General features: G+C 64.9%; 7 protein-coding genes and 3 pseudogenes. 3 read left to right on the forward strand and 7 right to left on the reverse strand.

Annotated elements, in window-relative coordinates; genetic code table 11:
- Both D3872_RS21560 and D3872_RS26760 read left to right on the forward strand, forming a co-directional pair.
- Nucleotides 1-241: pseudogene (locus D3872_RS21560) on the forward strand (UDP-glucose 4-epimerase); the annotation flags it as partial.
- A 198-nt stretch (nt 242-439) separates the two neighbouring features.
- Nucleotides 440-1,657: pseudogene (locus tag D3872_RS26760) on the forward strand (cbb3-type cytochrome c oxidase subunit I); the annotation flags it as partial.
- On the opposite strand, the pseudogene D3872_RS26765 reads toward D3872_RS26760, so the two are convergent.
- From D3872_RS26765 to D3872_RS21595, 7 genes and pseudogenes are all read right to left on the reverse strand, one after another.
- Nucleotides 1,658-2,948: pseudogene (locus D3872_RS26765) on the reverse strand (cbb3-type cytochrome c oxidase subunit I); the annotation flags it as partial.
- 198 nt (nt 2,949-3,146) lie between these two features.
- A complete protein-coding gene (galE, locus tag D3872_RS21570) occupies nt 3,147-4,160 on the reverse strand; it encodes a UDP-glucose 4-epimerase GalE (protein ID WP_119812722.1) in 1,014 nt (337 codons plus the stop codon).
- Between the two features lie 79 nt (nt 4,161-4,239).
- Nucleotides 4,240-5,361 (reverse strand): LacI family DNA-binding transcriptional regulator, encoded by a 1,122-nt coding sequence (locus D3872_RS21575; protein WP_307719450.1) that lies wholly within the window; start codon nt 5,359-5,361, stop codon nt 4,240-4,242.
- Nucleotides 5,321-6,478: a galactokinase gene (gene galK / locus D3872_RS21580; RefSeq protein ID WP_119812727.1), complete on the reverse strand. Its 1,158-nt coding sequence runs from the start codon at nt 6,476-6,478 to the stop codon at nt 5,321-5,323. The genes D3872_RS21575 and galK overlap by 41 nt, the downstream gene beginning before the upstream one ends.
- Before the next feature lie 9 nt (nt 6,479-6,487).
- Complete coding sequence (locus D3872_RS21585; RefSeq protein ID WP_119812723.1) at nt 6,488-7,528, reverse strand: UDP-glucose--hexose-1-phosphate uridylyltransferase; 1,041 nt, start codon at nt 7,526-7,528, stop codon at nt 6,488-6,490.
- On the reverse strand, nt 7,525-9,717 hold the full coding sequence (locus tag D3872_RS21590; protein ID WP_119812724.1) for an alpha-galactosidase: 2,193 nt from the start codon (nt 9,715-9,717) through the stop codon (nt 7,525-7,527). The genes D3872_RS21585 and D3872_RS21590 overlap by 4 nt, the downstream gene beginning before the upstream one ends.
- Nucleotides 9,718-9,781: 64 nt before the next feature.
- Nucleotides 9,782-10,930 carry an ABC transporter ATP-binding protein gene (locus D3872_RS21595; RefSeq protein ID WP_119812725.1) on the reverse strand — a complete coding sequence of 383 codons (1,149 nt, stop codon included), beginning with the start codon at nt 10,928-10,930 and terminating at the stop codon, nt 9,782-9,784.
- A gap of 414 nt (nt 10,931-11,344) precedes the next feature.
- Here D3872_RS21595 and D3872_RS21600 point away from each other — a divergent pair.
- The coding region (locus D3872_RS21600) for a TonB-dependent receptor domain-containing protein (RefSeq protein ID WP_147373957.1) at nt 11,345-13,485 on the forward strand (2,141 nt) is incomplete at its 3' end.

Raw genomic sequence — 13,485 nt, forward strand, 5'->3', positions numbered from 1 at the left:
GGTCAACCTGGGCACCGGCCAAGGCCACAGCGTGCTGGAGGTCGTGCGTGCCTTCAGTCTCGCCTGCGGCCATGCGGTGCCCTACGAGATCTGCGCGCGCCGTCCAGGCGACATCGCGCAGTGCTATGCCGACCCTGCGCTGGCGCAACGATTACTGGGATGGCGGGCGCAACGGACGCTGGCTGACATGTGCGTCGACACTTGGCGCTGGCAGAGTCGCAACCCGGAAGGTTACAGCTAAGGCGCGCGCGCACCGCGCCGCCTGCGGCATCCACCTTGAAATGAACAACGCCTGATCAAGACAAGCGCAGCGAACTCAAGCGCTGAACTATTGACGAGTCATCTGATATGGTTTTGCGCGACCATCTGCTCACCCCGCTGCGCCTCCGGATTGCCTATCATTCTCGCATTCAAAATTTTCATTCCGAATCGAGAGCACATGAATCCCACCGGCATACTGCTTGCCACCTTTATCTTGTCGATTGCCGGCCTGTTCGCGTACATCTGGTCTTTACGCAAAGGCCTGTTCGAAACAAATTCGTCGGGCGCGCGCGTCATTTTCATCGATGGCGAGATCGGCCACCAGGATCCGGAAGGCGCGCGCCCGGACCCAAGCGGCCCCATGGCGGCCGAACCCGAAGAAGTCGCGGCGCGCGCGCTTGCCGACCGCTCCAGCTCCCTGCCCGTCTTCATCCTGGTCGGCACCGCCGTGGTGTGGCTGATCGTCGCTTCGCTGGCCGGGCTGCTCAGCTCGTTCAAGCTGCATAGCCCCGACTTTCTCACCGAATATGCCTGGCTCACCTTCGGCCGCTTGCGCACGATTCACCTGAATGCCGTGGCCTATGGTTGGGCGCCGCTGGGTCTGCTGGGGCTCGCCATCTGGATGCTGCCGCGCTTGCTGCGCACCACTTTGGTCGGCGGACGCCTCGTCGTGATCGGCACCGTCCTGTGGAACGCAGGACTGATTGCCGGCCTCGGTGCGCTTGCCAGCGGTGTCAGCGCCGGCATGGAGTGGCTGGAAATTCCATGGCAGGTCGGCCTGTTGTTCGCCGTCGGCGGAATGCTGATCGGCCTGCCGATGGTCTACACCTTGCAGCAACGCCGCACGCATCACCTGTACGTATCTGTGTGGTACATCGGCGCCGCCCTGTTCTGGTTTCCGGTTTTGTATATCGTTGCGAAGATCCCCGGTGTGCACTTCGGCGTAGAGCAGGCCACGATGAACTGGTGGTTTGGCCACAATGTACTGGGACTGTTCTATACGCCACTGTCGATCGCCGCCGTTTACTACTTCCTGCCCAAGGTGATCGGGCGTCCGGTGCAGTCGTATAACCTGTCGCTGCTGGGCTTCTGGACGCTGGCCTTCTTCTACGGACAGGTCGGCGCCCACCACCTGATCGGTGGGCCGATTCCCGAATGGCTGATCACGCTGTCCATCGTGCAAAGCGTCATGATGATCATCCCGGTGGTCGCCTTCTCGCTGAACCAGCACCTGACGATGCAGGGCCATTTCGGCGCGCTGCGCACCTCGCCAACGCTGCGCTTCGTGCTGTTCGGCGCGGTCATGTACACGCTGGCGTCGCTCCAGGGTTCGCTGGAAGCGCTGCGCTCGCTCAACGCGGTAACGCACTTCACGCACTTCACGGTCGCCCACGCCCAGTACGCGCGGCATGACGAAGTAGGCGCCGCCGAAGATCACCATCGACACGAAGCCGTACATGCCGAGGTGGGCGTGGGCGACCGTGAAGTGCGTGAAGTGCGTTACCGCGTTGAGCGAGCGCAGCGCTTCCAGCGAACCCTGGAGCGACGCCAGCGTGTACATGACCGCGCCGAACAGCACGAAGCGCAGCGTTGGCGAGGTGCGCAGCGCGCCGAAATGGCCCTGCATCGTCAGGTGCTGGTTCAGCGAGAAGGCGACCACCGGGATGATCATCATGACGCTTTGCACGATGGACAGCGTGATCAGCCATTCGGGAATCGGCCCACCGATCAGGTGGTGGGGCGCCGACCTGTCCGTAGAAGAAGGCCAGCGTCCAGAAGCCCAGCAGCGACAGGTTATACGACTGCACCGGACGCCCGATCACCTTGGGCAGGAAGTAGTAAACGGCGGCGATCGACAGTGGCGTATAGAACAGTCCCAGTACATTGTGGCCAAACCACCAGTTCATCGTGGCCTGCTCTACGCCGAAGTGCACACCGGGGATCTTCGCAACGATATACAAAACCGGAAACCAGAACAGGGCGGCGCCGATGTACCACACAGATACGTACAGGTGATGCGTGCGGCGTTGCTGCAAGGTGTAGACCATCGGCAGGCCGATCAGCATTCCGCCGACGGCGAACAACAGGCCGACCTGCCATGGAATTTCCAGCCACTCCATGCCGGCGCTGACACCGCTGGCAAGCGCACCGAGGCCGGCAATCAGTCCTGCGTTCCACAGGACGGTGCCGATCACGACGAGGCGTCCGCCGACCAAAGTGGTGCGCAGCAAGCGCGGCAGCATCCAGATGGCGAGCCCCAGCAGACCCAGCGGCGCCCAACCATAGGCCACGGCATTCAGGTGAATCGTGCGCAAGCGGCCGAAGGTGAGCCAGGCATATTCGGTGAGAAAGTCGGGGCTATGCAGCTTGAACGAGCTGAGCAGCCCGGCCAGCGAAGCGACGATCAGCCACACCACGGCGGTGCCGACCAGGATGAAGACGGGCAGGGAGCTGGAGCGGTCGGCAAGCGCGCGCGCCGCGACTTCTTCGGGTTCGGCCGCCATGGGGCCGCTTGGGTCCGGGCGCGCGCCTTCCGGATCCTGGTGGCCGATCTCGCCATCGATGAAAATGACGCGCGCGCCCGACGAATTTGTTTCGAACAGGCCTTTGCGTAAAGACCAGATGTACGCGAACAGGCCGGCAATCGACAAGATAAAGGTGGCAAGCAGTATGCCGGTGGGATTCATGTGCTCTCGATTCGGAATGAAAATTTTGAATGCGAGAATGATAGGCAATCCGGAGGCGCAGCGGGGTGAGCAGATGGTCGCGCAAAACCATATCAGATGACTCGTCAATAGTTCAGCGCTTGAGTTCGCTGCGCTTGTCTTGATCAGGCGTTGTTCATTTCAAGGTGGATGCCGCAGGCGGCGCGGTGCGCGCGCGCCTTAGCTGTAACCTTCCGGGTTGCGACTCTGCCAGCGCCAAGTGTCGACGCACATGTCAGCCAGCGTCCGTTGCGCCCGCCATCCCAGTAATCGTTGCGCCAGCGCAGGGTCGGCATAGCACTGCGCGATGTCGCCTGGACGGCGCGCGCAGATCTCGTAGGGCACCGCATGGCCGCAGGCGAGACTGAAGGCACGCACGACCTCCAGCACGCTGTGGCCTTGGCCGGTGCCCAGGTTGACCGTGAAGCTGGACTCGGTTTTCAGCAACGCGTCGAGGGCGGCGACATGGCCCTCGGCCAAGTCCATCACATGGATGTAGTCGCGCACGCCGGTGCCGTCCGGTGTCGGGTAGTCGGCGCCCCAGATGTTCAGCTGCGCCCGCTTGCCGGTGGCCACTTGCGCCACATACGGCATCAGATTGTTGGGCACGCCTTGCGGACTTTCGCCGATCAGGCCGCTCGGATGGGCGCCCACCGGATTGAAATATCGCAGCACGCCGGCGCGCCATGCCGGCTTGGCGGCCAGCATGGCGGCGATCATTTCCTCGCACACGATCTTGGAATAGCCGTACGGGCTGGTATGCCTGAGCGGAAAGGCTTCGGTAATCGGTACCGAGGCCGGGTCGCCATACACCGTCGCGCTGCTGGAAAACACCAGGGCGCGGCAATTGGCCTGGTCCATCGCCTGCATCAGGCGCAGCATGCCGGTGATGTTGTTGTCGAAATACTTCAGCGGTTCCGCCACGCTTTCCCCGACCGCCTTGAAACCGGCGAAGTGGATCACCGCCTGCACCTTGTGCTCATCCACCAGTGCGCTGACCAGGCCGACGTCGGCCACGCTGCCGCGCACATGCAGCACCGGCTTGCCCGTGATTTCTTCCAGTCGGGCGAGCACCCCGGGATGGCTGTTCGAATAATCGTCAAGGATGATCGGACGGTAACCCGCCGCCACCAGGGCGACGTAGGTGTGGCTGCCGATGTAGCCGGCGCCGCCGGTGAGCAGGATGTTGGTCATGATGGAAGATGGCTCTCAGAAAAAAGAAAAGGTGGCGCGGCCGCGTCATTGCGCCGCGAGGATCGGATCGTATCGAGCTTCAACGCTTCTGCACGCTGTCGCGCGTCACCAGCGGACAATCGGCCTTGATCAGGATGCGCCGCGGCGACCGCGCCGCCGTACCGGCATCGGCCAGCTCAATCAAGGCCTCGACCGCGGCAAAACCCATCGCGTAATTTGGCAGCAGCATGGTGGTCAGGGGCGGATGGGTGTGACGGGATATCTCCTGGTCGTCGTAGCCCATCACCGACACGTCCTGCGGCACGTTCAGGCCAAGTTGCTTGATCGCCTCCATCGCGCCGAGCGCCATCAGGTCGTTCGCGCAGAAAATCGCGGTGGGCGGGCGGGCTTCCTGCATCAGCGAGATGGTGCAATCGAAGCCGGTGCCGGACATCCAGTCGCCGTCGCGGACCAGCGCAGGGTCGAATGGCAGGTCGGCTGAGGCGAGCGCCCGCTTGTAGCCCTTGAAGCGGTCCTGCGCCGCTTCCATCCACGGTTCACCATTGATGAAGCCGATCCGCGTGTGGTTCATGGCAATCAGGTGCTCGGTGGCGGTGTGGCCGCCGGCCAGCTCGCCGGGCAACACGGTCGGCAGCTTGCGGCTATTGTCATGGCAATTGAGTAGCACCGTGGGGCGCGATAGTAGCGCCTCCGGCAGCCGCACCGGGCGCGTGAAAATCGTCGAATACACCCAACCCAGCAGGCCGGGATTGGCCTGCATCGCCTCAATTGCCGCGGCCTCCTGTTCCGGGTTGCCGCGCGTGACCGCGAGCTGGATGGTGCAGCCGTGCTGCCAGGCGGCGTCGCGGGCGCCGTCCATGCTGACCACCGGGTGAGGGCTGGTGGAAATCTCGTCGACCAGGTAGCCGATCACTTTCCTTGATTGCACGGTGGCGCGCGGCGCGACGTCGCGCGCCACCAGCGGGTAGCCCAGTTCCACCGCCTTGGCCAATACCCGCGCGCGGGTTGCGCGCGCCAGCCGCGCGCCACTCACATTGTTGATGATCATCGACACGGTCGACTGCGAGACGCCGGCCGCTTTCGCCACGTCGGTCATGGTCGTCGCTTGCCGCTTCTTTGCTTTGCTTGCGTTGCTTGGATTCATGCTGGCACCTGGCACGTCAATCGACCAGGCCGGCGCCGGCGCCAGCCTGGCAGACATGCACGATCGCCGCCTGGCCGTCCGGCGAACGGTAATGCTGCAGCACATGCGCGCGCACCGCATCGACCTGGGATGCCCGCATCAGCGCCACCACGCAGCCGCCGAAACCGCCGCCGGTCATGCGGGCGCCGCCCTCCGCGCCGATGGCAACCTGCAGCAGCGCGACCAGCTGGTCGATCGCCGGCACGGTAATCGAGAAATCATCGCGCATCGAGGCATGCGATGCCGCCATCAGCTGGCCCATCCGGCGCATGTTGCCAGCGGCCAGCGCCTCGGCCGCCCGCACCGTGCGCGCGTTCTCGCTGATGATATGGCGGGCGCGGCGCAGGATGAGCGGGTCGAGCTCCGGGCCCGCGGTGGCCAGCATGGCCAGGCTGGCATCGCGCAGCTTGGCCACGCCCAGCACCCGGGCGGCAGTTTCGCATTGCTGCCGGCGCAGGTTGTATTCGCTGTCGACCAGCCCGCGCTTGACCCGTGATTCGATGATCATCACCACGAACGACGCCGGGATTTCCACTGCGGTGGCAGCCAGCGTGCGGCAATCGATCAGCAAGGCATGGCCGGCCACGCCGCGCGCGGAAATGAGCTGGTCCATGATGCCGCAGTTGCAGCCGACGAAGCTGTTTTCGGCGCGCTGTGCCAGCAGTGCCAGGGCGGTATTGTCGAGGTGCTCGAGCCGGTGAAGGTGGCGCAAGGCGAGCGCCAGCGCCACCTCCAGCGACGCCGAGGAAGACAGGCCTGCGCCGCGCGGCACGTTACCTGCCAGCGCGATATTGGCGCCGGTTGCCGGCATGCCCGCTTCGCGCAGCATCGCCAGCACGCCGCGCACATAGTCGGCCCAGCCGCCGTGCGGATGGTGGCCGATGGCGCCGGCCAGCGAGAAGCGATCCGTGTCGCCGGCAAAGTCGGCCGCTACGACGTGCACCTCGGCGTCGTCGCGAGGCGAGACGGCCACCATCGTATCGAAGTCGATCGCGCAGGGCAGCACGAAGCCGTCGTTGTAGTCGGTATGCTCGCCGATCAGGTTGACACGGCCGGGCGACCTTGCCACCAGTGCGGGTGCGCCGCCGAAGGCCGCGCGGAAGGTGTCCAGCACGTGTTGCTGGAGCTCATGCATCGCCATCGCTCAGCCCCCCCGATAGTGGACGGCGGGCAGCGCGCGCAGGCGCTCGGCGGCCTGTTCCGGCGTCAGGTCGCGCTGGGCCTCGGCCAGCATTTCAAAGCCGACCATGAACTTGCGTACCGAGGCCGAGCGCAGCAGCGGCGGGTAGAAATGGGCATGCAGTTGCCACGGCGCCGGGTCGTTCGCGTCATACGGGGCGCCGTGCCAGCCCATCGAATACGGGAAGGAGCATTGGAACAGGTTGTCATAGCGCGCAGTCAGTTCGCGTACGGCGTGCGCGAGGTCGTCGCGGCGGGCGTCATCGAGCTGGTCCATGCGCTGCACAGGGAAGCGCGGCAGCAGCAGCGTTTCGAACGGCCAGGTGGCCCAGAACGGCACCACCGCCAGCCAGTGCTCGGTCTGCACCACGATGCGCTGGCCCGCGCGCGCCTCTGCCTCGGCGATATCGAGCAGCAGGGGGCGGCCATGGGCGGCGAAATAATCGCGCTGGTGACGGTCCTCGGTAGCGGCTTCGTTGGGCAGGAAGTCGCTGGCCCAGATCTGTCCGTGCGGATGCGGGTTGGAGCAGCCCATCGCCGCACCCTTGTTTTCGAACACCTGGACCCAGCGCCATTGCTGGCCCAGCTCGGCCGACTGTGCGCTCCATGTATCGATGAGTGCGCGGACCGCCGGCAAGGACAGTTCCGGCAAGGTGCGGCTGTGGTCGGGCGAGAAGCAGATCACACGGCTGGTGCCGCGCGCCGCCTCGAGCTGGAACAGCGGGTCGCTGGCGGGTGCGGCCGCCGGTACCTGGTCCATCAGGGCGGCGAAATCATTGGTGAACACGAATGTGCCCTGGTAATCCGGGTTGCGTTCACCGGTGATCCGCACATTCCCGGCGCACAGGTAGCAGTGCGGGTCGTGCGCCTGGCTGGCGGGCGCGCTCACCGCTTCCTGCTGGCCTTGCCAAGGCCGCTTGGCGCGGTGCGGCGAGACCAGCACCCATTGTCCGGTGAGGGGGTTGCTGCGGCGGTGCGAATGGTCGGTCGGGTCGAAGCGGGTCATGCGGTTTTTTCCTGTTGAATGCGTTGCAGTTGCACGATGAAGGCGGTCTCGGCGAAGGCGCGCGGCAGCGGCAGGCCTTCGCGCGCCAGCCAGGCACCGTCCAGCGTCACCTGTCCCGGTTCGCGCAGCGCCTCGAAGAACGGCGCGCTGCCGTTGTAGAGCGCGGCCGGCGGCAGGTGCTCGGGGGTGACCAGCGACAGGCGATAGCTGCTGGCCGGGTCCAGCATGGCCAGCTTGGCCGGGCCCTGGTAGCGCAATGAGCTCGGCTGGCAGCGGTAGCACAGCAGTAGGAACTGATCGCCGGCGGCGTCTCCATGCACTTGCCACAGCACGCCGTCGCCGGCGTCGCCCTGCCATACCCGTCCGCCGTGCAGGTGGCCGCGCCACTGTTTGTATAGTGCGATCCAGCCTTGCAGTTCGGCCTTCTGCGCCGCGTCGAGCAGGCGCAGGTCGAACTCGACGCCGAGGTGGCCCGGCAGCGCGACCGCGCCGCGGAAGGCCATCGCCTGGCTGCGGCCGGTCGAATGCGCCGGCGCGGTGCCGATGTGCGAGCCCATGATCTCGGGCGGGAAGAACTGCAGGAAGCCGCGCTGGATCGCCACGCGCGACATGGCGTCGATGCAATCGCTGGTCCAGACGCGGTGGCTATGGCGCAGCACGGCGAAGTCGATGCGGCCGCCGCCGCCGGAACAGCTTTCGATTTCGAGCGCCGGGTGCGCGGCGCGCAGCCGGTCCATCAGCGCATAGGCGGCATGCACCTGGGCGCGGTAGGCCGGCTGGCCATCGCGCCCGCCGGCGGTGGTCAGATCGCGGTTGTGGTCCCACTTGATGTAGCTGATCGGCAGGCTGCGCAGCAGGGCGTCGATCTGGCCGAACAGGTAGTCGGCAACTTCCGGGCGTGAAATGTCGAGCACCAGCTGGTTGCGCGCTGTCAGCACTGGCCGGCCTTCGAGCTGCAGGGCCCAGTCTGGATGGGTTCGGTTCAGTTCGCTATCGGGGTTGACCATCTCCGGCTCGAACCACAGGCCGAATTCCATGCCCAGGCCGGTCACATGGCGCGCCAGCGGCGCCAGGCCTTCCGGGTATTTGCCGGCGTCCGGCCACCAGTCGCCGAGGGCGGCGCGGTCGTGGTGGCGGCCATGGAACCAGCCGTCGTCCAGCACGAAGCGTTCGATGCCGACGGCGGCGGCCGCATCGGCCAGTTCCTTGAGCTGGTCGAGCTGGTGGTCGAAATAGAAGCCCTCCCAGGTGTTCAGGTGTACCGGACGCGGCTTCATGGCGCCGCCCTGCCAGGGCAGGCGCGCGCGCAGCTCGGCATGGAAATTGGCGGCCACCCCGTTCAGGCCATGCACGGACAGCGTCGCCACCAGTTCCGGCGACTGCATGGCTTGGCCGGGGGCCAGGAAGCATTCGCCCGGCGCCAGCCACTCGCCCAGTTGCCACTGGTATTTATCGTCATGCAGCCACTCGATGGTGTGCTGGTGGTTGCCCGACCAGGCCAGATGGGCGCCATAGGCCAGCCCGGCGTCATCGGTGGTGCCGGCGGTGGTCACCACCGCGCCCGGGAAGCAGTCGTGCGAGGTGCGGCCGCGCCGGTTCTCGCGCCGCCAGGTCGTGCGCGACAGGGGATCGACCTGCAGCAGGAACTCATGGTTGTGCTGGCCGGCGTAGCTGCGCACCGTGGTGGCCGTCTCGGGCAGCGGCAGCGTGCCGGCGGCCAGCCATTGCACCTCGAGCGCGCTGGCGCCAAGATTTTCCAGTTCGGACGACATCACCAGCACATCGCTGAGCGGGTCGAGGCGAAGCTGCACCGACAGGCGCACTTGCGCGACATCGTCGAACAGGTGCAGGCGAACAGCCTGGCCCGGCACCAGCCATTCCACTTCGCAGCGCGTGATCGCCTGCGCAAAATGCTTGCCGTTGCGGTGCGCCAGCAGCGCGCTCTGGCCGAACCAGCCGACGCCGAAGGTCGGCGCCAGCGTCAGCGGCTGGTCGAAATCGAGCATGAACGATGGCATCGGACGGGTGGCGCGTAGCGGCCAGCCGGGCGTGCACTGGTCCGGCAGGCGCGGGCCCCAGTAGCGCCACAGCGGCGCTTCGTCGGCATGCACCTCGAGTACCAGCGAGGCATCCCTGCCATGCAGGCAGAGGTATTGTGCGGGCGTGTCGGGCAGGGATGGGGAGGACATGGGGGTGGCGGTTCCAGTTAGGGTAGGGTGATTGGTAGTGCGGCGGGGTTGCGGCCAGCGCCGGTCATGCCATGCACAGCGGTTCGTCGGTGACGTCGACACAACGTTTGGCTGCCCAGCCGTCGGCGTCGAACAGGTGCAGCTGATGCGACGGCAGTGCGACCGGCAGCCGGTGGCCGGGCAGGGCGCTGGCCCGGCCGTCGGCCTTGACCACCATCGGCGCGTGGTGCGCGCCCGCATCGAGGTAAAGATAGGTGGAGTCGCCCAGCCTTTCCTGCCATTGCACTTCGCGTACCAGGTGCTGGACGGTGCTGCCGACATGGCCATGCTCGGGACGGATGCCGAGCGTCACGGCCGAGCCGATGGCCAGGTGGCGGGCATCGACATCGGCCGCCAGTAGCGCGCCGCAGGCCAGGCGCACGTGGGCGCAGCCGGCGGCAGCTTGTTCCAGATGGCCGGCAAGGAAATTCATTTTCGGCGAACCAATGAAGCCGGCGACGAATTTGCTGCGCGGGAAGTGGTAGAGATCGAGCGGCGAACCGCACTGCGCCACGCTGCCATGGCGCGCGGTGTCCTCGCCGCTGTGCAGCAGCAGGATGCGATCGGCCAGGGTCATCGCCTCGACCTGGTCGTGGGTGACATAGATAGTACTGGCGCGGCCGAAATTGCGGTGCAGGCGCGCGATCTCGAAGCGGGTTTGGGCGCGCAGCGCGGCATCGAGGTTCGACAGCGGCTCGTCGAACAGGAAGACGCCGGGTTCGCGCACGATGGCGCGGCCGATCGCCACGCGCTGGCGCTGGCCGCCGGACATGGCCTTCGGCTTGCGATCGAGCAGCTCTTCGAGTTGCAGGATGCGCGCCACTTCGCCCACCCGTTGTGCGATCTCCGCCTTGTCGACCTTGTTGAGCGTGAGGCCGAAGGCCAGGTTCTCACGCGCCGTCATGTGGGGGAACAGGGCGTAGCTCTGGAATACCATGGCGACACCGCGGCGCGCGGGGGCGGTGTGGGTCATGTCCTGGCCGCCGATCTCCAGTCGGCCAGCGCTGATATCTTCCAGTCCGGCAATCGAACGCAACAGCGTGGACTTGCCACAGCCGGACGGCCCGATGAACACGCAGAATTCGCCATCGGCGACATCGAAATTGACATCCTTCAGCACTGGCGCGGCGGCGCCATAGGCCTTGTAGATGGATTGAAGGGTGACGCTTGCCATAGCTCCGGCTCCGGAAAAAAATTGAATCGATCGACGTGATTTGCAAATATTAGCACAGCCGTTGCAATCGTTTGTATGAAATTCAGTGATTTATTTGATCGAATTTTCCGACCATGCCGTTGCGGCTGTTGCCGCCAGCCTGTGCCGGGGTTGTTCTTGCCTGGCCGCCCGGCCGAAACCCCTGCACTGCCGGGCACTATCATTCCTACGGCGCGCGTCTGTTTTTTGCAGCACCAGCGCAACAGATCAAATAATTTTGAGGAAACGTGGTTGCAATCGTTTGCAATTTCGAGATTTAGGTACTAGTATCAATACCAGTGCGAATGCTGATATTCGTTCTGTTCATGGCCTGTGCTACGCTGCCATGAACGTCCCCACCACACTATAAATTTTAAGAAATTTAGGAGACTTTTCATGTCAAACCGTTCCACGGTCCGGGCCCATGCCTTGCGGGTCAAACCGATTGCCGCACTGATCGCATCCTCCTCCTTTGCCGCACTCATTTCCGGGCAGGTCTACGCGCAACAGGTCGAACCGACCCAGGTCGCCGAAGAGGCCAAGGCCGCCGACGCGCTGAACCTGAACCGGGTGGTGGTGACGGGAACGGCGCAAGGCAAGTCCAAGATGCGCAGTTCGGTCTCCGTCACCGACGTCGACCAGCAGCAGGTCGTCGATTTCTCGCCGCGCTCGGAAGCCGAGGTGCTGCACCTGATCCCCGGCATCCGCGCGGAAAGCTCGGCAGGTCCAGGCGGTAACTCGAACATCACGGTGCGCGGCCTGCCGATTTCCTCGGGCGGTTCGAAATTCGTGCAGTTGCAGGAAGACGGCCTGCCGGTGGTCGAGTTCGGCGACATGAACTTCGGCAACAACGACTACTTCATCCGCTTCGACAACAACGTCGATCACATCCAGACGCTGCGCGGCGGCTCGGCGGCGACCTTCGCATCGCACGCCCCGGGCGCGGTGATCAACTACATCAGCAAGACCGGTGAGCAAGAGGGCGGCTCGATCGGCCTGACGCGCGGCCTGAATTTCAATGAGACACGGGTCGATGGCGACGTTGGTGGCCAGCTCAGCCCGACGCTGCGCTACCATGTCGGCGGCTACTTCCGCGACGGCGAGGGCCCGCGCTCCAGCGATACCAATGCACTGCACGGCTATCAAGTGAAAGGCAACCTGACCAAGACCTTCAACGGCGACAAGGGCTACGTGCGGATGTCGTTCAAGGCGCTCAGCGAGCGCGCGCCGACTTACACCAGCATGCCTGCCATGGCGACCGTGAGCGGCAACACCGTCACCGACATGAACCCAATCCGCGGCATCGACATCCTGCGCGATTCGCAGACATCGATCTATAACCTGAGCATGCCGGCGATCGGCCCGGTCGGCACCGCTACCAGCATCGCCAACATCTCCGATGGCATCACGGTCAAGTCGCAAGCGATGGGCATCGAATTCAAGAACGAGATGGCGGGCGGCTTGCTCGTCACCAACAAGTTCAAGATGAGCAAGTCGTCGAGCGCTTTCCAGACCCAGTTCTGGGGCGCCAATACGCTGGACGGCATGCTGGGCGGGTTCGGCGCCGGTGCTTCGGCGGTGTATTTCAACGGACCGAAGGCCGGCCAGGCCGTCACCACCGCCAACCTGCAAACGGGACTGGTGTCGCAAAGTGCGGCCATCAACCAAAAGTCGTCCGACATGGGGCACTATGCGAATGACCTCGGCCTGAGCCGCAGCTTCGACCTGAGCGGCAACAAGGTGAATGCCAAGTTGGGCTACTACCGTTCCAAGCAGGACATCGTCCAGCTGTGGCAGATCAGCGAGCGCCTGATGGAAATTGGCAAGAACGGCGCGATCATCGACGTCAAGAACAGTGCCGGCGCGCTGCTCACCACGGCCGGCCTGACCGGTTACAACAACCAGTGGGGCGGCTGCTGCGCGCGCGATATCGATGCCCACTACACCACCGATGCGCCGTACCTGTCGGTGGCCGTCGAGACCGGCCCGGTCGACCTGGAAGCGGGCCTGCGTCACGATATCGTGCACGCAAGCGGCCGCTACGCCGGTCCGAAGCAGGTCGCGGGCGGCTTTGACGTCAATGGCGATGGCGTGATTGGCGGCGCCGAGCGCAATGTGTACCTGGTCGACACCAGCAATCCGAGCCCGATCAACTACAAGACCAGCTACAACTCGTATTCGCTGGGCGCCAACTATCGTTTCAACAAGGACATCAGCATGTTCGCCCGTGTCAGCCGGGGTGGGCGCGCGATTGCCGACCGTTTGTTGTTCTCGCCTTTCGTCGATCCGGTGACCGGCAAGCTGACCTCCGGCCTGGAAGCGCAGGCGGTGGCGACGGTCAAGCAGAAGGAAGTGGGCCTGAAAGTGCGCGGCAGCAGGGACTGGGGAACCTATGCGGTATTTGGCACCGTGTTCACCGCCACCGTGGACGAGTTCGACTACGACCAGACCCGCACCATCGGTCCGAAGCTCAACGTCGTCGGCACCAAGGCGAAAGGCGCGGAGATCGAATCGGTCCTCACCTTCGGCGACTTCGC

Origin of the sequence: Massilia cavernae, from assembly GCF_003590855.1 — a bacterium.
Taxonomy (GTDB): Bacteria; Pseudomonadota; Gammaproteobacteria; order Burkholderiales; family Burkholderiaceae_D; genus Telluria_A; species Telluria_A cavernae.